Genomic DNA, 20,981 nt, shown 5'->3' with positions numbered 1-20,981 from the left:
ATTTGAGTTTGTTTTATGCACTCTAATCAATCAATGTGGACATGTAAACATCTGGACGGCTAAATAAAGGAATTCGCTATGACCACAACACATATTCTTGGCTACCCCCGCATTGGTAACAAACGAGAACTGAAATTTGCACTGGAGCAATACTGGCAAGGTGATATTAATCAACAGGGCTTGTTAGATGTGGGGGCGACAATCCGTCACCATAACTGGCAAGTACAAAAGGACGCAGGCCTGACGTTTGTCACGGTGGGTGATTTTGCCTGGTACGATCAGGTGCTGCAAACCAGCTTGACACTGGGCCATATCCCTAAGCGTCACCGCAGCGGCCATCCTGATCTCGACACCCTGTTTCGCATTGCACGGGGTAAAGCGCCAACAGGGTGCAGTTGTGCTGCCTCTGACATGACCAAATGGTTTAATACCAACTATCACTATATTGTTCCCGAATTTACTCATGACGATAATTTCTCGCTGAGCTGGAACCAGCTGTTTGATGAAGTCAATGAGGCACAGCGAGCGGGCCATAACGTCAAGCCTGTCGTGTTGGGACCGGTGTCATACCTTTACTTGGGTAAGGAAAAAGAAGCAGGTTTTAACCGTTTGGATCTTCTTCCACGCCTGCTTTCTGTTTACCAGCAAATCTTTGCCAAACTCAAAGCGCAGGGTGTTGTATGGGTGCAAATTGATGAGCCGGTTCTTGCACTCGAACTGCCTGATGAATGGCGCAATGCCTATAAGCTCGCTTACCAGGTCATTGGCGGTGATGTGAAGCTGCTGTTGACGACCTACTTTGACTCTGTTGAGCAACAACTGGACATTATTTCAGCGCTGAATGTGAATGGCCTGCATGTTGACCTGAGTGTGGCACCACAGCAGTTAGATGCGGTTATCAGCGCCGTGCCGGATGACTGGGTGATTTCGCTGGGAGCGATTAACGGACGCAATGTCTGGAAAGCGAATCTCGACAACTGGTTGGAAACGCTGTCGCCGGTCATTACAAAGCTGGGTGACCGGGCTTGGATAGCCACCAGCTGCTCGCTGCTGCATTCCCCGGTCGATTTGGAACAGGAAACCGGTCTGGATCCGGAAGTCCACGCGTGGCTGGCATTTGCCAAACAGAAAACCCATGAAGTGGTGCTGCTGGCGGATGCACTTTCCGGTAATGATACAGCGGTTGCCCGATGTGGTGAGTACAGTGAGGCAATTAAAGCCCGTGCGACAAGCACACGGGTGAACAAGCCCGAGGTACAGGCGCGCGTCAATGGTATCACCGCAGCCCTTGCAGAACGTGAAGCAGGGTACACCGAACGGGCGAAAGCGCAGAAAGCAGCGCTGAATCTGCCTCTGTTTCCCACCACAACCATTGGTTCATTCCCGCAAACGGGCGAAATCCGTCAGCAGCGCCGCGCCCACAAAACCGGCAGTTTGTCTGATGCTGAATATAAGGCAGCGATGAAAGGCCACATCAAAGAGGCGATTGAGCGTCAGGAAAAACTGGGTCTGGATGTTCTGGTTCACGGCGAACCTGAGCGTAACGACATGGTGGAATATTTTGCCGAGAACCTCGACGGCTTTGCAGTCACCCGTTTTGGCTGGGTGCAGAGCTATGGCTCCCGCTGTGTGAAACCAGCGGTGATAGTTGGGGACATCTCCCGTGAAGCACCGATCACAGTGGAATGGGCCGCTTATGCCCAATCGCTGTCTGACAAACCGGTAAAAGGCATGTTGACGGGCCCTGTGACTATTCTCGGCTGGACATTCCCGCGTGAAGATCTGCCCCGCCGGGAAATTGCACAACAAATTGCGTTGGCACTACGTGATGAAGTGGCGGATCTCCAATCCGCAGGGATCAGCATTATCCAAATTGACGAACCGGCAATTCGTGAAGGGATGCCGTTGAAAACCAGTGAATGGAAAGACTATCTGGGCTGGGCAGTTAACGCATTCAGGCTTTCAGCGGCAAGCGCTGTGGCAGGTACCCAAATCCACACCCATATGTGTTACAGCGAGTTCAATGACATCATAGATTCAGTGGCAGCATTGGATGCCGATGTCATCACTATTGAAACGTCGCGCTCTGATATGGAACTGCTCCGGGCATTTGAAGAATTTTCGTACCCCAACGAGATTGGACCAGGTGTGTATGATATCCACTCGCCGAATATTCCTGCGGTAGAGAGTATCGAAGCCTTGTTGCAAAAAGCACGCAAAACCATTCCGGATGAGCGGCTGTGGGTTAATCCGGACTGTGGTCTGAAAACCCGTAACTGGGCCGAAGTGGATGCCGCATTGACTAATCTGGTACAGGCAGCAAAAAACCTGCGGGGACAGGCTTTGCAGCCTGATTAATGGTGCTCAGGCAGATAAGCCCGTGCTGGTGTTTCAGCCCGGGCTTTGCTGTGTCCAGTGCTTCCAGAGGGAAGGGGGGCGTACTGTATCGATGCTCCAATGCTGGCGGGATTTAAGATTATGTCCAACAATTAGTTGACATATAACGTGGGGCGTTTAGGGATGGCAAAGCGGGTTTTCTATTCAACGGTACTTACAGTCTTAGTTGGGCTGTTTTTTTCGTTTCTCGCTGCCATGTCACTTTACCAGTCGGAACAGCAATCCATTAAGCATGAAATCCAAAAAGATGTTGAAAACGCCGCCTTGTCCCTGGGTAGAGAACTGAACATTGGCATCGAGTTGATGTATGCACTTCGTAACCAGTTGCTGATGAGTGAGCAAATCAACGAAACGGTCTTTGTGGGTTTGTCCCAGGCTGTGATGGACAGACACCTCACCATCAAATCCATGCAATGGGCAGAAATTGTCAGTGGTGAAAACCGGGATCTTTATGAGGCGGAAGCTGAGCTGGAGTTTGCACTGTTTGAAATTGTGGAACTGAGTGAAGAGGGTAACCTGATCCCGGCAGAAAAAAGGGAGCGATATTTCCCTGTTCGTTATATTCATCCTTATGAAGAAAACCAGAATGTGCTCGGCTTTGACTTGGCGTCACGTCCGTCGATGAAAGAGGCACTTGAAATGAGCTGGTATCGGGGTGTACCGATTGCCACACCTGCCATCCGCCTGAAGCGGGAGTTTGAGGATCACAGCGGCTTTTTGATGTTGCTCCCGGTGTTTTACGGTGAACCGGAGACAGATGCAGAGCGTGAATCCACGCTGAAAGGGTTTCTCGTTGCCCTGTTCGATGTATCAGATATTTTCAACATGGCCATTAATAACACGGTAAAAGAATCCGTTAATCTTAAATTGCTGGACAGCGGGCTGTCAGCCCAAAGTGGCGTGATTTACAGCAATGTGGTGGACTTGTCTGAGCCTCCAGCTGAAGCGCTTAGTTACCGTTCTGCGCCCATCTATTTTGCCGGGCGGGAATGGCTGTTATATGGGACCCCATCGGCATTCTATATTCGTGACAGAATGAGTATTTATCCCCACCTTATTTTCTTTATCGGTGTGCTGATTTTCACCCTGTTGGCCTATTTGATTTATATGCTCCAGCATCGTGCACTGACGATTCAAAAGCGTGTAGACGAGAAAACACGGGCGCTGCGTGAAGCAAACAAAAAGCTGGAGCGCCTTTCTAAAAGTGATGGTTTAACGGGCTTCTACAACCGGGATTACTTTGAAGATATGTTGGCCGCGGAAGTACGACGTACAAAGCGCGATAACCTTTGCCTGAGTTTGATGATCATTGAAATCGACCATATGTCGCGCTACAACGCTAAACATGGCCGGGTGGCCGGGGACAAGGCGATGCGACTGATTGGTTCTTCCATTTCCGATACGTTGAAGCGCCCGGGAGACTTACTTGCCCGTTATGATGGGGCGTCTTTCGCGGTACTGTTGCCGAATACCAAAGATGGCGCCCCGATGGCAGAAGCCTGTATGGATGCCATTAAAACGCTCCATTTGCCTTTTGACAAAGAAGAAGGGGATGAGGTGATCTCTATATCGATTGGTGGTGTGACCATGCTGGAAGCCGCTTTGCTTGATGCGTCTAATGTCATGGCTTATGGCGAGATAGCACTGGGGAAAGCTATTTCAGAAGGGCGTGGACGTTATCGCTGGATTTACCTGCCGGAAACATATCAGCCTCCGGTGGGAGGCTGATTGACAAAACATAGCATCAACAGGGATCAGTTAACCCAGTCACGCAGTTGGAAAGTCAGGACGTGTTCACCGTTTTCCAATACCAGCTTTTGATTGGTCAAGGTGATATTGCTCCAATCGCTTAATACGTCAGTCATGACGGTTTCCAGCTTCATCGCTGGCTCGGGACACGCCATCATGGTGCTTGCCATTTTGTCGATCCGGAACTTATCGCCTTTCAGCTCTGCCTGACCAAAATAACGGTTACAACCGCCATGGCCATTTGCCGTGAATGACTCACCAATTTCCAGGTTAGGTGCAGCGAAACCTTCCGGCAGGTTCAGTGGTTGACCATCTACGCTTTCCAAAACCCAGTTATGATGCTGCATGTTTGCTTGAGACACTTCCATCGCATCACCATTACCTGACGTGTTGGTGGCACAGCCTGCCAGAATTGCAGGGGCGACCAACATAGCGATTGCCATCTTTTTCATTATGTACTCCAGATTGACGTTCTGAGTGTTTCTACATGTTTGTCACGTAGAGACAGCGCCTGATTAACTTGGTTCCATGATTATTATGAATCTTAGTCTGTTAGCAAGTCAGAAATGTATCAAATGGGGAGTTTATTGCGTAATTTGTACGTGCGTTATTCTTTTTACAGACAGCACTAACGATTCATTAACGGGCTTGATAAAATTTTATAAATATCAGATGGTTATTTTCAATTCTTGTATTGACTCAGGACATGCATGCCCCCAGAAATGGGGGCAGGATCTTTTTCGAGTTAGCCAAAATCGCCGTTCACATAGCCACGGGTACGCGCATCCCGGGGATGAGTAAACAGGTTTACTGTGTCATCATGCTCGACCAGTTCTCCCATCAGGAAGAAGGCAGTACGGTCTGAAATACGGCGCGCTTGCTGCATGGAGTGGGTAACGATCACGATGGTGTAATCCTTTTTAAGCGCCTGCATCAGATCCTCAATTTTTTTGGTCGCGATAGGGTCAAGGGCGGATGTCGGCTCATCCATCAGAATCACTTCGGGTTCCATGGCGATAGTACGGGCGATACACAGACGCTGCTGTTGTCCCCCTGACAAACCAAACGCATGGGATTTCAAGCGGTCTTTTACTTCGTCCCAAAGCGCTGCACCCCGCAGGCTTTTTTCAACCACTTCGTCGAGTATTTGTTTGTCTTTCACCCCCTGTGCGCGCAAACCGTATGCCACATTGTCATAGATGCTCATCGGGAAGGGGTTGGGCTTTTGGAATACCATACCGACCTTAATACGCAGGCTGGCAATATCAATGTCGCCATAGATATCCTCACTGTCCATTTTCACCCGTCCGGTAATTTTTACCCCTTCAATCAAATCATTCATCCGATTCAGGCAACGGAGCAGGGTGGATTTACCGCAACCTGAAGGGCCAATGAGTGCCGTTACTTTTTTGTCTGGAATGGGCAGTGTGATGTTTTTCAGTGCGTGGTTAGCGCCGTTGTTATAAAACAGGTTCAGGTTTTCGATGTCGAATTTGTTCGTTGTTTTAATGGCAGTTGCAGTCATCATGGTTTTCTCTCCCGGGCTCAGTAAGTGGCTTTGCTGAATTTGCTGGCGATAAATTTGGTCAGCATGTTGATAAGCAGCACAACAACAATCAGAACTGTCGCGGTGGCATAGGCCTGATTCCATTCGTGAATGGTGTAGAGCTCCTGGGTTAATTTATAAAGATGTACAGTCAGTGTGCGTCCAGAGTCCAGCACGCTTTCTGGGATGCGTGCCACCATGCCTGCGGTTAGAAATACCGGTGCAGATTCGCCGATGACACGGCCTACACTCAAAATGATGGATGTGACGATACCCGGCATGGCACTGGGTAGAATCAATGTCCAAATGGTGTAACTCTTTGATGCACCCAGACCATAAGCACCTTCACGGTAGGCTTGTGGAACAGCCATCAGCGCTTCTTCTGTCGTGCGGATGATGACCGGCAGAATAAGGATGCTCAGTGTCAGTGCTCCGGACAGGATAGAAAAACCAAGGCCAAGTACGGCAACAAAAAAGGTCATACCGAACAGACCAAAGATAATCGATGGAATACCTGCCAGTGACTCGGTACAAAAGCGAATCACTTTTACTGTACGGCTGCCGACACTTGCGTATTCAGTCAAGTAGATGGCGGTCATGATACCGATGGGGGCCGCGACAATGATGGACGCGATAATCATATAGAGAGTAGAAACAATCATCGGCCAGATACCAGATTGTTCACCGATCCGGGTGTAATCACCGGTAACAAATGCCCAATCAACATATTGCAGGCCATTACTCAGGATGTACCAGATAATCCAGAACAGGAAACCGATAGTGGTTGCGGCAGCAGCCCAAACGGTAATCAGTGAGATGTTGTCTTTCATTTGACGGGTAAGCATAGTGATTATCTCGCTTTTTCGCGGTTTAGGTAAAGCAGAGACGCGTTCAGGATCATGACAAAGACCAGCAGAACGATGCCTGTCGCATACAAGGCGCTGGCATGAATACCGGAGGCATAAGACATTTCAAGAGCAATATTGGCAGTCAGGGTTCGGGCGGATTCAAGCAACCCACTTGGCATAGCCGGTGCGTTACCCATCACCATGATGATTGCCATGGTTTCACCCAGCGCCCTTGCGATTCCGAGGACAACGCCCGTCATGATGCCGGAGCGTGCAGCAGGGACCAGCAGTTTAAACGTCGTGAACATCGAAGAGGCCCCGAGTGCCAGTGAGCCTTCCTTATAGGTTTTAGGCACGGCGCGCAGCGAGGTTTCAGACACGGTAATGACGGTTGGCAAGATCATGACAGCCAGAACGATAATGCCAGCCAGTAATGTGTTTCCCGCCGGAACATTAAAGACATCCTGGATCATGGGTACGATGATGACAAGGCCAAAGAAACCATAAACCACCGAAGGAATGCCTGCGAGAAGCTCTACCGCTGGACGGACAATATTAGCCAGCCATTTTGGCGCCACTTCAGCGATAAATATGGCAGTCAGTACTGCGACCGGTACACCCAGCGCGATAGCACCTGCGGTTGATACCAGCGATGCAACAATCATTGGGGCGATGCCATACAGAGCGGGAGGAAGCCATTCAGCCCCTGTTACAATGCCGGTCACGCCGGCTTCCTGCATCGCTGGAAAACCTTCGCGGAAAATAAAGTAGCCAATTGTGGCTAAGGAAAGCACGCCCAGGGTTGCGGCGGTCAAAAAAAGGAAACGGAAGATTTCCTCGCGCCAGTCACGACGTTTACTTTGCCCGAGTTTCCTTTTTGGCAACGTAATGGACTGTTGAGTTGCGATATTCATAGCGATTCTCTGCTTTATCCAAAAATGCAGTAAGAAGATTTAAAAGTGGCCTGGTCAAAAGGCCACAGATCAGGGTATTAAAAACTAATTCACTGGCACATAGCCTTGGTTTGATACGATTTTCTGTCCCTCTGCGGACATGACCCAGTTCAAGAATGCATCCGCAGCGGGTGAAGGTTCGCCAGCTTTGCTCAGGACCAAGAAAGGACGTGCAACTTTGTAATCACCGGCGGCTACTGCTTCAGGCGTTGGGGCCACACCATTAACCTTCACCGCTTTCAGTGACTCATCGACAGAGCCGAGAGAAATGTACCCGATAGCAAAGGGGTTGTTTGCGACAATGGTTTTAATGACACCGTTACCGTTGCCGACCTGTGCCCGCTGGGAAATAGCAGAGACTGTTATGCCGTTGACGTCGCGTTTCAGGCCCATGATGTCTTCAAATGCGCCGCGGGTACCGGATGCGGCGTCACGGGTCACAACAACGATAGGCTTATTTTCGCCACCCACCTGTGACCAATTTTGCACTTCTCCACGGTAGATTTGAGCGATTTCTTCAATCGTCAGGTTGTCCAGGGCGTTTGCGTTGTTCACCACTATTGCAATGCCGTCACGGGCAATCACTGTTGCTTTCAGGGACGGTTCCTTTTCATCCTCTTTTAGCGCACGTGAAGCCATACCGAACATTGACGTACCATTCTTTGCCGCTTTTACTCCCGCAGAGGAGCCGGTTCCCTGTACTTCAATAAAAATGTTGTTGTGTTGGCGTTGGTAAGTTTCAGCCAGCACTTCCATCACTTCCGTGACAGACGTTGAGCCAGATACCGTGATGGTTTCCTGAGCTGTTGCCGCCTGTGCTACCAGCGCACCTGTCAGACAAAGTACACTGAAAATATTTGATTTCATGAGAGGTTTCCTAAATTGTCGCCTTTTGAGAGGGCGGTGTATGAACCAACGGTGACAACTTTAGGTCGCTTTTATGACAGGTTTGTTTCAGCAAAATTAAGCATTGATGACGGAATAAAGTGGGATTCAGGTGCTGTGTTTCAATGTATAGCTGATGCGAGAGAGGATGTTGTGGCGGTGTCAGTTTTGACTGACAACACGTGAGTTGACCAAAAAAGTTTCATTCAACCAGGCGTCGGTTTGGGCAAGGTTCATCGGGCGGCCATACCAGTATCCCTGGAGTTTGTCGCAACCTATGGAGATCAGGTATTGTCCCAGTGCTTCGGTTTCAACGCCTTCCGCAACAACCCGGCAGTCAAGACTATGGGCAAGGTAAATTGTTGATCTTACGATAGCTTCGTGATTACTGCTGTAGAGCAGATCTGTGACAAAACTGCGATCAATTTTTATTTCATCGATCGGCATGTTACTCAGGACGGAGAGAGAAGAAAAACCGGTGCCAAAATCATCGATACTGAGTGATACGCCGAGTTTTTTGATTTTCTCCAATACTCTGCGCGTTTTGACTAGGTTTTGCATCATGCTGGTTTCAGTGACCTCTAATGTTAACTGAGCAGGATTAATGGCGTAACGTTTGAGGAGTTTTGACAGGTATGCTGCCAGAGAATCATCTTCAATATCCTTTGCTGACAGGTTGACCTGAATGTGTGGCGTGAGGGACTGACTCCGCCAAACCGCCAGCTGCGCGACACTCGTTTCCAGCACCCAGTGTGTAATGTGTTTGATGGTATTGATCTGTTCGGCAATGGGAATGAAATCATCTGGGCCGACACTGTAGCCGTCTCCTAATGGCCACCGTATAAGCGCTTCAAACGTGGTCTGATGTGGGTTGTGTATATTCAGCACAGGCTGGAAATGGAGCTCGAAATCCATGGTTTGCATTGCACTGTGCAGCAGGGTTGCTAGCTCAGTATGGTCATAGAAATGGCTGGAGACCGCAGGTTCATAAATTGCGTAAGGGGCTTGGATACGCTTGGCGTTATACATGGCGACCTCTGCACGCTTTAGGATGTCCTCAGCATTGTCAGCGTGTTCAGGGAAAAGGGCGACACCGACGGTGTTTGTCAGGTTAATGTCATGGTCATTGATCGTAAGAGGATGATCCAGATAGTCCTGCATATTTTCGATGTATTGCGCGATATTGACCGTTTCATGGTCATTTAAAACCAGGGTGAAACGGTTATCACTTGATCGGGCGAGGAAGATTTCCTCATCAACGAACTCTTTCAACCGGGTTGAAAATTGTGCGAGTAACATATCGCCTTTCTGGTGACCGAACACTTCGTTGATATTGTTAAAGTTATTGATATCAATGATGATAATGGCAAAGCGTTGTTGTGAAGCTTCAAAATCAACGGCTTGGCGAGTAATTGTTTTCAGCAAGAAATGCCGGTTGGAAAGCCCTGTTAGGGGGTCATGGGATTTGTTGTGTCTTTGTTGAAACTCAGCAAACGCGATGCGCTCCATACTTTGCGAGACAACGCCAAAGATCATCACACAGAAAATACCTCCTCCAAAAAACACCATGGCGACAATCAGTTCAACGGTTGTTGCGGCAGGTTGACGGGATAAAAAGCCTGCGAATACGACGTAACCCAAGACAAATCCAAGCATGACGGGGATAAAACTGAATGAGGACGGATAGCGATCGCGCCGGTATAGTGCAATAGAGGATTTGAGCGCCGAGATAAGGGCGAGCATGCCGAGTATGACAAGAACGATCGAGATGGTTTTTATCATCGCCGAGTTGATGTCTCCCTAATGCAAGGAAAATGAGAAGGCCGTCTCAGCATTCTGAAACGGCATATGTTGCTTTAAATGTAGTCGATATTTATCAATATTGAGAAAGGTGTCACTGCACCAAAGAAGTGAATGTTAACGATTGCAGACAGAGCATGCAGGGTGTTTAGGTAGGTTGAAGCACCGCCATTCGCTGCTCATTGCATCGTAGAGCATCACTTTGCCGGTTGGTGCAGGCGCAAAGCCTGATAACAGTTTAATGGCTTCTAATGCCTGAGTGGCACCGATGATCCCCACCACGGGAGAGAGGATACCGGCCTCAACACAACTTAACGCCTGCTCACCAAACAGTGCACTTAAACATTGGTAACATGCTTCTTCGTCACGGTATGTAAACACAGCGATCTGTCCTTCAAGGCGAATGGCGGCGCCACTGACCAAAGGCGTCCGGGTCTCATGGCAGAGCCGGTTGAGCTGGTTTCTGGTCTGGACATTGTCGCTGCAATCTACCACCAAATCATGCTGGTCGATCAGCGTTTTTATTGCATCATCACTTAACCGTTCTGCGATGGTTTCAACCTTGGTGTGCGGGTTAAGCTGACGCAGTGATTTCGCCGCAGATTCTACTTTTAACTCACCGATGGTCGCATCGCTGTGTAGCACCTGACGCTGAAGGTTCGAGAGTTCAACCCTGTCATCATCAATCAAAGTGAGTGTACCGATGCCCGCTGCCGCAAGGTACTGTGTGGCGGCACATCCAAGGCCGCCGGCACCCAGTACCAGAATCCGCCCTTTTTTCAGCGCTTCCTGACCGTCGAAGTCAAACTGGCGCAGTATGATCTGACGGTTATACCGGAGTTCTTCTTCTGGAGAGAGAATGTCCACGTGAGCCCTTAATTGAGTATTGCACTGAATGGTTCAATGGTGACTGTTTCACCCACGTCAATATGACCACGCTCTTGCTCCAGCACAGCAAAGCAGTTTGCTATGGAAAGTGAACTGAAGGCGCCTGAGCCCTGATTTCCCGTGCTTGCAACAACCAGTTCACCGTTTTCGTTAGTACGATAAATAGCGCGCTGATAGTCCGTACGCCCCGGTACTTTTTTAAAGCGGGTCTCCGCTTTGGCTTTCAGGGTTATGGCGGGTTGCCAACGGGAATGGCCCGCAAGTTTGGCCAGAAGGGGCTGAACCAACACATGTAGCGTGACCAGCACAGAGACAGGGTTACCTGGCAGACCACAAAAAAGGGCATTTTTCACTTTACCGAATGCAAATGGCTTACCCGGTTTGATGGCAATTTTCCAAAAACCGACTTCACCTTCCTGGGCCAGAATGTCTTTGGTGTAGTCGGCTTCACCCACGCTGACACCGCCGGAAGTGATGATCACATCAGCTAGATCAGCAGCTTTAAGGAATGCGTCACGAAGCTTTTCTGGGCAGTCTGGGATAACGCCGAGGTCGATAGCTTCACAGTGCAGTTTCTCAAGCAAGGCACGGATGGTGTAGCGGTTGCTGTCGTAAATTTCGCCTTTGCCCAAGGGTTCACCGACTTGGCGCAACTCGTCACCCGTGGAAAAAAAAGCCACTTTGGGTTTACGCATGACAGTGACGGTGGCAATACCCAGTGTTGCCAGCATCGGCACTTCTCGTGGTGTCAGCAGGGTGCCTTTGGGGATAACCACGTCGCCTGCTTTTACGTCATCACCGATTGGGCGGATGTTTTGCTGTGGTTTTGCACTTGCAGTGAAGGTAATGTTATCGCCTTCGGCAATGGCTTGCTCTTGCATGATCACGGCATCGGCACCTTCCGGTACTTCTGCACCTGTCATGATGCGAATACAGCTGCCTTTAGGCCATTTCCCCTCAAACGGCACACCGGCAAATGAACGGCCTGCCAGTTTTAGCGTGTTGCTTTCAGCAAGATCGGCAATGCGCAGCGCATAGCCATCCATCGCAGAATTTGCAAAAGGCGGTACATTTAATGGAGAACGGATATCCTCAGCAGTAATGCGGTTTTGGGCATCCACCAGCGAGACCACTTCTGTCTGTGTCAGTGGCGTCGTGTTTTCAAGAAGGGTAGTGATGGCTGTTGGTATAGGCATCAATCCTGGTGTATCGCAGCAACCCATATAAAGACTCTCAGTAGTTATTTGAATAATGTAGCCGACTGCATCTTTAAAGGCATATCACGTGGCGTTAACGCTTAGCCTATGATTTGAATAGGCTGGTGGCGATAAATGACCCGCAATCAGAGCCATGAGATTGGTCTGTCGATGCACTATCGGCAATTCCTAGGATGAAAAAGCATTATCGCAAACTTTACAGATGGAAACTAATGACCACACGCAATTCGAGGTGTAATTTTCCTACTATTAACGTTATGCTTCAGAATTCTGACAACCATTGATCCTTGTCCTCAAAAGGCGAGTAATACACAAAATGATAACATTGGAACGATCCGAGGAATGACTATGACAGCATTGAGCGATTCTGCAAAACGCGTCCGTGAAGCGCTGATTGCATGCGGTATTGAGACGCCGATGCAGGCCGGTTCGTCGATGACAGCCCAAGAGAAGAAAGAGAAAATCGAATATCACATGCGGGAGATTCTGTCTGTTATCGATCTTGACCTGGACGATGACAGCTTGACAGAAACGCCCGCACGTATTGCAAAGATGTATGTGGACGAGATCTTTTCTGGGCTGGACTACAGAAATTTCCCCAAGATCACGGTTATCGACAATAAGATGGGCTGTGATGAGATGGTAAGAGTGAAAGACATTACGTTGACCAGTACCTGCGAACACCATCTGGTAACGATCGACGGCAAGTGTACAGTGGCTTACCTGCCAAAGAATAAGATTATCGGCCTTTCGAAAATCAACCGCATTGTACGTTTCTTTGCCCAGCGTCCACAAGTGCAAGAGCGTTTGACCCGTCAAATCCTGGTTGCGCTGCAAACCCTGTTGGAAACCGAGAATGTCGCGGTTCATATGAATGCAACACACTACTGCGTGAAGGCCCGTGGCGTGATGGATGCGACCAGTGCGACAACCACTACGGCGTTAGGGGGCGTGTTCAAATCTAACGCATCTACCCGCGCTGAATTCCTCCACGGCATTGGTTAAGGTAACAACGTAACACCATGATAAAACAAAAGCGCCAGTGGGCGCTTTTGTTGTTTATGCAGGTATCGTTATTTCAGTACCGCAGCAATGGCTTTACACAGCGGCCCCATGTTTGAGCGGGTCATACCAGCAACGCTGATACGGCCAGAACCGACAATGTACACACCAAATTCAGTTTTGAGTTGATTTACTTGCTCTTTGGTCAGGCCAGAGAAAGAGAACATACCGTTTTGGTGCTCGATAAAGCTGAAATCGCGTCCAACACCTTCCGCTTTCAGGGTGGCGACAAACAGCTCGCGCATTTCCTGAATGCGAGCGCGCATGTCAGCCACTTCCTGTTCCCATTCCGCTCGTAAAGCATCATCGTTCAGAATGACAGTGACCACAGCAGCGCCGTGGGCGGGAGGATTGGAATAAATGACACGTGCAATGCTCTTTACCTGGCTGAATGCTGTTGCCGCTTCTTCTGCTGATTTACCGACCAGCGTAAAGGCGCCCACGCGCTCATTATAAAGGCCAAAGTTTTTCGAGAATGAACTGGCGACCAGAAGTTCTGGGCAGCTTTCCGCGAAGATACGCAAACCCGAAGCATCTTCTTCAACGCCTTTTGCAAAACCTTGGTAAGCAAAATCAAACAGTGGCAAGAGGCCTTTTTCTTTCACCAGCGCTGCCAATTGTTGCCATTGACCTGCATCTGGGTCGATGCCAGTAGGGTTGTGGCAGCAACCGTGCAAAAGCACAACATCACCTGCACTGGCTGCTTGCAGATCTGCCAACATGGCATGGAAGTCCATGTCTTTGGTTTCAGCGTTGTAGTAGCTGTATTGCACCACTTCCAGACCTGCTGCAGCAAATACGCCGTTGTGGTTTGCCCAGGTTGGATTACTTACCCACACTTTTACATCACCAAGCTGGCGCTTAATGAATTCAGCCGCAAGGCGAAGTGCACCGGTGCCACCGGGAGCTTGTGCGGTTTGTGCCCGTTTGTCTGAAATAATCGGTGCATCTTCGCCAAACAACAGTTTTTGAACTGCCAAGCCATATTCAGGGATACCTGGGATAGCCAGATAAGACTTGGTGGTTTCATTTTCCAACAAGAGGGCTTCTGCCTTCTTGACGGTTGTCAGAACAGGGGTATTTCCAGATTCGTCCTTGTAAATACCTACACCGAGGTTAATTTTATCAGCACGGGGATCGGCTTTGAATTCTTCAGTGAGGCCTAGAATAGGGTCGGCGGGAGCAGCAGCAATTTTTTCAAACATTGTCGTTCATCCATGGCGTTAGTAACTTTCTTTTTTTATAACATTTGGCTGATCGTAATAAAACGGATATTTAAGGATTTTTTACGATTACAGGCTGTTTGGGAGGTTGTTGTCTGCAAACCCTCCATTTTTATAACTTTTGGCTTTGTGTATGGAAAACACCCAAGGCTAAATATAAGGCATGTGTTGGCCATTTATCGTGCCTGACTAGCGGTTGCCCGAAGCGTGATATCAGATCGCCAATAGGCTGAGCAAAAAACAATCAATAAGAAAAGGCCGCTTGCGCGACCTTTTTGAATATCCAGAAAAGGTTAGAAGTTTGCACTGCGAGGCGTACGTGGGAATGGGATAACGTCACGTACGTTGCCCATACCGGTTACGTAAGAAACCAGACGCTCAAAGCCCAGACCGAAACCAGCATGAGGCACAGTACCATAGCGACGCAGGTCGCGATACCAGTCCATATGTTCTGGATCAATGCCGATTTCGCGCATACGGGCATCCAATATGTCTAAACGCTCTTCACGCTGTGAACCACCGATGATCTCACCAATGCCCGGTGCCAGTACATCCATTGCTGCCACTGTCTTACCGTCATCGTTCAGGCGCATGTAGAATGCTTTGATGTCTTTTGGATAGTTTTTCACGATAACTGGCGCTTTAAAGTGCTCTTCGGCCAGGTAGCGTTCATGCTCAGAGGCGAGATCAATACCCCATTCAACAGGGAACTCGAATTTTTTGCCAGATTTGAGCAGAATGTCGATAGCGTCGGTGTAGTCCACCTGGGCGAAGTCAGACTCCACAAACTTCTCAAGACGGCTGATAACGTCTTTATCGATACGCTGAGCGAAGAACTCCATATCGTCACGGCGTTCTTCGAGCACGGCTTTAAACACATATTTCAGCATGTCTTCAGCCAGTTTCGCGACATCGTCCAGTTCAGCAAAGGCGACTTCTGGCTCAACCATCCAGAATTCTGCCAGGTGACGGCTGGTGTTGGAGTTTTCTGCACGGAAAGTCGGGCCGAAAGTGTAAACCTTGCTCAGGGCGCAGGCATATGCTTCAGCATTCAGCTGGCCTGACACTGTCAGGAAGGTTTCTTTGCCGAAGAAGTCTTCGCTGTAATCAACGTCGCCTTTCTCGGTGCGTGGCAGGTTTTCCATGTCCAACGTAGATACGCGGAACATTTCTCCGGCACCTTCTGCGTCGGATGCTGTGATCAGTGGCGCTGAAACCCAGTAATAGCCGTTTTCATGATAAAAACGATGGATAGCTTGAGCCAGGCAGTTACGCACGCGGGCAACTGCACCGATAACGTTGGTGCGTGGACGAAGGTGAGCCACTTCGCGCAGGTATTCGATAGAATGGCGGGTTTTCGCCATTGGGTAAGTCTCTGCATCTTCAACCCAACCAACCACTTTAACGTCGGTCGCTTGCAGCTCGTATGCCTGGCCTTGTCCCGGACTTTCTACCACTTTACCGGTCACTTCTACAGAGCAGCCTGTGGTAAGACGCAATACTTCTTCCTGGTAATTATTCAGCTCATTAGGAACAACCGCCTGAATAGGGTCAAAACAAGAGCCGTCATAAATGGCGAGGAAAGAAATACCGGCTTTTGAATCACGACGTGTGCGGATCCAACCGCGAACAGTGACTTCTGTGTCTACTGCCGCTTTGCCGTGCAGGACGTCTGCTACAGGCACATAGTTCATAATTTGCATCTAACTCCATTGAAGATTATCCGACGACGCCTTGACGTCACCGGACTAGGATAATTCGCGCTAGGAATGGCAAGTTTAACCGCATACCTGAACTACCTCAAGACGCAGCCATACTCAGGTGTTATGGTGTGATGAGTTCGAAGAAAAAAACAGCAGAAACGGCGGATGAAAAATGAAAAGGGAGGCATGTCGCCTCCTCCTGGTTTATCTGTGCCTTTGACGTGCTCAAGCGAGCTTGAATTGATCGATCAGATGCTCCAACTGATCAGCAAGCGCCTTTAAGTGCGTGCTGATTGTTTGGGTTTGGTTGGCATTGGATGAGGTATCTTCTGCATGTGCCTTGATTGTCGCAACTTGTTCGCGCAACCCATCAGCCATTTTTGCTTGATGCACGGTGTCTTGACTGATCTCTTTTGCATTGCTGTTCACGATCAGGATCTCTTCGGCAATTTGTGCCAATGCATTGGAAAGTTGCATCACGGTATCAGCCCGTTCGGTTGTGTTGGTACAGGTTGTTTCAATAGCCGATGCCGAGCGTTCAGCATCGTTTGTGAGTTGCGCGATAATGTTCTGAATATCACCGGTTGCATCATGGGTGCGGCTGGCGAGATTTCTGACTTCATCTGCCACTACCGCAAACCCGCGGCCTTGTTCTCCGGCCCTTGCCGCTTCTATAGCTGCATTCAGGGCGAGTAGGTTGGTTTGCTCTGCAATGCCGCGAATGACTTCAAGGATGCTGTTCACTTCCTTACTTTGTTGGTTTACCGCCAGGATCTGATGACGGACCTGCTCAATTTCATTCACTAACTGTTGGATCTGCTCTGCGGCAACATTTGCAACATGACGCCCTTGTTGGGCGTTCTCTGCGAGTGTCTGGCTCAGTTCAGCCGCTTCGGTGGTTTTTTCTCCGACAATGTGCTGGTGACGCTGAACCTCGTCGATGGATAACGACATTTCCTCTGTTTCCCGACGTTGGTTTCCCACAAGTTTGTTGGTTTCGCTTGAAACATTGGTCAACACAGTGGCTTCGTCAAGTAAGGAGACAGCGGTTGTTTTCACGTGGTTCATACTATCGGAAAAGCTGTCAAGTAAGGTGTCACAACTTGCCGCCAACTGACCGATTTCATCTTCTCTGTGCATGTCAAGACGTGGGCTAAGGTTCTTTTCATCGCTGCAACGTCGCATGAAGTGGGAAATACGTTTCATCGGAGAAACCAAGCTCACACGGATAAAGCCGAAAGTCAGAGCAAAGCCACCCAGCGTAATCGTGGTCATGATGCCAGCGGTCACCAGCATTTCATGGTCGATGTTTTTGTAAAGTAGGGAGAGGTTATATTCCAGTCTGACCACCCCCAAAACCGTACCTTCTGGCACGATATGACATTGCAAGCAGTTGGTGCCGCGGTAGTTTGAACTCGCTTTCATCGGGAGAGCGACGACAATGCCTGGTCCGTAATCGCGGTTGACGCGTTTGACAAGGGTTTCTCCTGCTACAGCCTGTTGGTCAATGCTGTCAAGAACAGCCTGGTTAGCATTACCCGGACCAAACACCTTCGTAATACCTTCGGCGCGGATCACCCTCGCATCTTCAATTCCATTTTGTTCAAGCACTTTGTTGCGCAGCGCTTCTTTCTGGTGAATAGTACCCGTTAGCATCATCAGATTCAGGCTGTCAAAATAATTACTGGCTTTGTCCAGGGTCTGTTGGCTAACAATATCGGTAACAAAGCTTTTCTGTTGGTTTTTTTGATACAGCAAGGAAACTGCCAGAACGACAGAAAAAATAGCAAAAAGAACAATAAGGATTTTTGTTGCTATGGGTAGACGCATTGTTACAGGTCACTTACAAACCATGATTGTTATTCACAGTTTATGGGTGTTTGTGTGAATGCGTCTTATACATGATGTTAATGTGTGATTATCGCAACACAAATTATATGCATCTACTCGCATTTAGCATGAAACATCACTGTGCATTCAATTTGAGCTGGACGTCATAATTGAGTAGCATCGCCGCGCCAAAGAAAAATTTGCGATCACAGGAATGCTCACTATGTACACTGAACTGTTTAAAGAATTCATGTTTGAAGCGGCACACCGTTTGCCACATGTTCCGGAAGGGCACAAATGTGGCCGTCTACATGGTCACTCTTTTTTGGTTCGTCTCTATGTTGCTGGCGACGTGGATCCGCACACTGGCTGGGTGATCGATTTTTCTGAAATCAAAAAAGTGTTTCAACCTATCTATGACCGTCTTGATCATCATTATTTGAATGATATTGAAGGCTTGGAAAACCCAACCAGTGAAGTGTTGGCAAAGTGGATATGGGATAAACTGAAGCCCGAATTGCCTTGCCTGAGTAAAGTCATGATTAAAGAGACGTGCACAGCAGGCTGTATTTACACTGGTGAGTAAGCGGATTACCGAAGTAGAAAGGGCTGGAACAGCCCTTTTTTTACGCCTGAAAATATCATCCCTACACTTTCTACAATATCAGGTTGTTTAGGTATCTCTTTTGGCCAGAAGTGTCAGGCAATGTTGAGGTACTTATGCGTTTGCACCGAAAGGCGCCAGTTGCGTGCAATGCAGGTTTCGATGCACAACGCGGTGGCCCGTGCCTTTTGGCTTATAGGTTGAAGGGCGACTTCTTTTCCCTTTAGATCAACGTGTTTTAGAAGTTCGTCCAGCTTTTCAATATCACTTTCAGTGCCAACTGGGTGTTTGATTTCATTGGCACGATCAAGTGCTTCTTTTAATATCGGTAATTTACCACGCATGTTGATTTTCGGTGATACGGTTACCCAGGTGTTTTCTGTCGCGTATACAACATAAGTGCCACTGGTTTCAATTTGGCACCGGTAACCATGTGCATCTAGAAGTGACGTTAGGGGCATCAGATCAAACATACAGGGTTCACCACCGGTGATCACAATGTGCTTCGCGGTGTAACGGGACTGTAGATGGGAGAGGATATCTTCTGCGGAAACTCGGGCCCAAAGCGGACTTTCGTCATTTTTTGCAATGATTGTTCCGAAATCACGTTGATCTAAAGGCAGCGTATCCCAGGTCTGGCGAGTATCACACCATGGGCAGCCAACAGGGCAACCCTGCAGGCGGATGAACACGGAAGGAATGCCGGTGAAGGTGCCTTCTCCCTGAATGGTTTCGAATATTTCGTTGACGTTGTACATACCGCATTGAGAGTCAGATTTTCAAGAGAGGGCAGATTATGTCAGTTTCAGCCCTGACTGTCTCGGGCCGAAATAACCGGGAATGACTACTGTTCGTCGCTATGTCACTAACTCTTTGATTTTTAGGCGATGGGAAATTTTATTTAACGTTGAACCAATTAGCCCGTGATGTGGTTCACGACATTACCGCATGGCGCTTCACAATTACTTCGCAAAGTAAAAAAATTCACTATCAACACATTTCATAGGGAGCAAGGGATGATCCTCGCCCAGCCAGGACATATAGATCACATCAAGCGTAATAACGCTGGAGCAGTGTATAAGTTGATCGATCAGCTAGGGCCAATCTCCCGAATTGAACTCTCAAAGCGTAGCCAGCTTGCACCTGCCAGTATTACTAAAATTACCCGTGAGTTGATAGATGCCCACCTGGTGAAAGAAACCGAGTATGGTGAGCCTGCGAGCCGGGGGCGTCCTGCTATCGGTTTGGTGCTTAACAATGAAGGGTGGCAGTTTCTCTCTATTCGGCTGGGCCGTGGTTACATTACTCTGGCCCTGCACGAATTGGGGGGCAACCTTATTGTGGAAGAGCGGCATGATATTTTAGTGCTGGAGCAAGACCTGTTACTTGAGCTTATTGTGCAGCACATCAATCAGTTTTTCTCTGTGCATTCTAAGATCGTTGATCGTATTACTGCCATTGCGGTATCCCTTCCCGGTTTGGTAAACAGTGCGCAGGGCATTGTGATCCAAATGCCTCATTATCATGTCCAGAACATGCCGCTTAGTGCGGCCATTCACCGTGCAACAGGGCTGCCTGTGTTTATTGGCAACGATACCCGTGCCTGGGCACTGGCAGAAAAGCTGTTTGGCAATGCACGCGACATAGAAAACTCGGTGCTGGTTTCTATTCACCATGGCGTCGGTGCAGGCATTATGATCGATGGAAAAGTGTTGGAAGGGCAGGTAGGTAACATTGGTGAACTGGGACATATTCAAATCAAACCGTTTGGTAAACGCTGCTATTGCGGCAACAGCGGCTGCCTTGAGACAGTGGCGAGTTTGCAGGCGGTGTTAGAAGAAACCCAGGCACTGTTGGATCAGGGGCATGACAGTGTATTGCAAGATAAGCCATTAACCATTGATACTCTTTGCGAAGCTGCGGTCAATCGTGATGGTGTAGCGGTCAAGGTCATTACAGAGTTGGGGCACTATCTGGGGCAAGCGATTGCTATCATGGTCAATCTGTTCAACCCTGAGCGTATTCTGATAGGGGGTGAATTTAATCAGGCGAAGTCAGTATTATACCCGGCAATCATGGAATGCATCCAAAACCAAACGCTGCCCCGTTATTTTGAACACCTGATGTTGGAAGAGAGCTTTTTCTACACCCAGGCGACCATGCCAGGCGCGGCATTGGTGAAAAGGGCAATGTATGATGGCCATCTGCTAATGAAGGTATTGGAAGGGTAAACTATATACTTAATATGTCTTACAGAAAAAGGAGCTTGCAAGCTC

Annotated in this window: 17 protein-coding genes; 5 read left to right on the top strand and 12 right to left on the bottom strand. The window is 48.8% G+C overall.

Annotated features, from left to right (window positions below; genetic code table 11):
- Nucleotides 1-78: 78 nt before the first annotated feature.
- Together metE and VHA_RS15120 are read left to right on the top strand one after the other, a co-directional pair.
- Nucleotides 79-2,358, top strand: a complete 2,280-nt coding sequence (gene metE / locus VHA_RS15125; RefSeq protein WP_005505842.1) for a 5-methyltetrahydropteroyltriglutamate--homocysteine S-methyltransferase — start codon at nucleotides 79-81, stop codon at nucleotides 2,356-2,358.
- 162 nt (nucleotides 2,359-2,520) lie between these two features.
- Nucleotides 2,521-4,125 carry a CHASE domain-containing protein gene (locus VHA_RS15120; RefSeq protein ID WP_040529083.1) on the top strand — a complete coding sequence of 535 codons (1,605 nt, stop codon included), beginning with the start codon at nucleotides 2,521-2,523 and terminating at the stop codon, nucleotides 4,123-4,125.
- A gap of 26 nt (nucleotides 4,126-4,151) precedes the next feature.
- Here VHA_RS15120 and VHA_RS15115 read toward each other — a convergent pair whose 3' ends face one another.
- From VHA_RS15115 to moeA, 8 genes are all read right to left on the bottom strand, one after another.
- Nucleotides 4,152-4,598, bottom strand: coding sequence for an META domain-containing protein (locus VHA_RS15115; protein WP_005505838.1), 447 nt, complete (start codon nucleotides 4,596-4,598; stop codon nucleotides 4,152-4,154).
- Between the two features lie 293 nt (nucleotides 4,599-4,891).
- Nucleotides 4,892-5,674 (bottom strand): phosphate ABC transporter ATP-binding protein PstB, encoded by a 783-nt coding sequence (gene pstB / locus VHA_RS15110; RefSeq protein WP_005505836.1) that lies wholly within the window; start codon nucleotides 5,672-5,674, stop codon nucleotides 4,892-4,894.
- Nucleotides 5,675-5,691: 17 nt separating this feature from the next.
- A complete protein-coding gene (gene pstA, locus VHA_RS15105; protein ID WP_005505833.1) occupies nucleotides 5,692-6,537 on the bottom strand; it encodes a phosphate ABC transporter permease PstA in 846 nt (281 codons plus the stop codon).
- Between the two features lie 5 nt (nucleotides 6,538-6,542).
- Nucleotides 6,543-7,454 (bottom strand): phosphate ABC transporter permease subunit PstC, encoded by a 912-nt coding sequence (pstC, locus tag VHA_RS15100; protein WP_005505832.1) that lies wholly within the window; start codon nucleotides 7,452-7,454, stop codon nucleotides 6,543-6,545.
- Between the two features lie 84 nt (nucleotides 7,455-7,538).
- Nucleotides 7,539-8,360 (bottom strand): phosphate ABC transporter substrate-binding protein, encoded by an 822-nt coding sequence (locus tag VHA_RS15095; protein ID WP_005505831.1) that lies wholly within the window; start codon nucleotides 8,358-8,360, stop codon nucleotides 7,539-7,541.
- Nucleotides 8,361-8,540: 180 nt separating this feature from the next.
- Entirely contained in the window at nucleotides 8,541-10,160 is a 1,620-nt protein-coding gene (locus VHA_RS15090) for a putative bifunctional diguanylate cyclase/phosphodiesterase (protein ID WP_040529082.1), read from the bottom strand.
- Nucleotides 10,161-10,295: 135 nt separating this feature from the next.
- Complete coding sequence (gene moeB, locus VHA_RS15085; RefSeq protein ID WP_005505828.1) at nucleotides 10,296-11,045, bottom strand: molybdopterin-synthase adenylyltransferase MoeB; 750 nt, start codon at nucleotides 11,043-11,045, stop codon at nucleotides 10,296-10,298.
- A gap of 8 nt (nucleotides 11,046-11,053) precedes the next feature.
- The gene (moeA, locus tag VHA_RS15080; RefSeq protein WP_040529081.1) at nucleotides 11,054-12,289 is read right to left on the bottom strand and encodes a molybdopterin molybdotransferase MoeA; all 1,236 of its coding nucleotides are present in this window, start codon (nucleotides 12,287-12,289) and stop codon (nucleotides 11,054-11,056) included.
- A 342-nt stretch (nucleotides 12,290-12,631) separates the two neighbouring features.
- Here moeA and folE point away from each other — a divergent pair, with 342 nt between their 5' ends.
- Nucleotides 12,632-13,288, top strand: a complete 657-nt coding sequence (folE, locus tag VHA_RS15075) for a GTP cyclohydrolase I FolE (protein ID WP_005505824.1) — start codon at nucleotides 12,632-12,634, stop codon at nucleotides 13,286-13,288.
- Between the two features lie 68 nt (nucleotides 13,289-13,356).
- Here the strand turns inward: folE and VHA_RS15070 are convergent, their stop codons facing one another.
- The 3 genes from VHA_RS15070 to VHA_RS15060 all read right to left on the bottom strand — a co-directional run bounded on the left by VHA_RS15070 (nucleotide 13,357) and on the right by VHA_RS15060 (nucleotide 18,101).
- Complete coding sequence (locus VHA_RS15070; protein ID WP_005505822.1) at nucleotides 13,357-14,550, bottom strand: amino acid aminotransferase; 1,194 nt, start codon at nucleotides 14,548-14,550, stop codon at nucleotides 13,357-13,359.
- A 311-nt stretch (nucleotides 14,551-14,861) separates the two neighbouring features.
- Complete coding sequence (asnS, locus tag VHA_RS15065) at nucleotides 14,862-16,262, bottom strand: asparagine--tRNA ligase (protein ID WP_040529285.1); 1,401 nt, start codon at nucleotides 16,260-16,262, stop codon at nucleotides 14,862-14,864.
- A gap of 234 nt (nucleotides 16,263-16,496) precedes the next feature.
- Nucleotides 16,497-18,101 (bottom strand): methyl-accepting chemotaxis protein, encoded by a 1,605-nt coding sequence (locus tag VHA_RS15060; RefSeq protein ID WP_040529080.1) that lies wholly within the window; start codon nucleotides 18,099-18,101, stop codon nucleotides 16,497-16,499.
- Between the two features lie 223 nt (nucleotides 18,102-18,324).
- Between VHA_RS15060 and queD the strand changes: the two genes are divergently transcribed.
- Nucleotides 18,325-18,687, top strand: a complete 363-nt coding sequence (queD, locus tag VHA_RS15055) for a 6-carboxytetrahydropterin synthase QueD (RefSeq protein WP_005505815.1) — start codon at nucleotides 18,325-18,327, stop codon at nucleotides 18,685-18,687.
- A gap of 113 nt (nucleotides 18,688-18,800) precedes the next feature.
- Here the strand turns inward: queD and queE are convergent, their stop codons facing one another.
- Nucleotides 18,801-19,463 (bottom strand): 7-carboxy-7-deazaguanine synthase QueE, encoded by a 663-nt coding sequence (queE, locus tag VHA_RS15050; RefSeq protein ID WP_005505813.1) that lies wholly within the window; start codon nucleotides 19,461-19,463, stop codon nucleotides 18,801-18,803.
- Nucleotides 19,464-19,721: 258 nt separating this feature from the next.
- Between queE and mlc the strand changes: the two genes are divergently transcribed.
- On the top strand, nucleotides 19,722-20,936 hold the full coding sequence (gene mlc, locus VHA_RS15045) for a sugar metabolism global transcriptional regulator Mlc (RefSeq protein WP_005505812.1): 1,215 nt from the start codon (nucleotides 19,722-19,724) through the stop codon (nucleotides 20,934-20,936).
- The last annotated feature ends 45 nt before the right edge of the window (nucleotides 20,937-20,981 follow it).

The sequence above is a fragment of the Grimontia hollisae CIP 101886 genome, assembly GCF_000176515.1.
GTDB lineage: Bacteria > Pseudomonadota > Gammaproteobacteria > Enterobacterales > Vibrionaceae > Enterovibrio > Enterovibrio hollisae.
The sequence above is the reverse complement of the archived record's forward strand: the minus strand, read 5'-3'. Positions and strand labels throughout refer to the sequence as shown.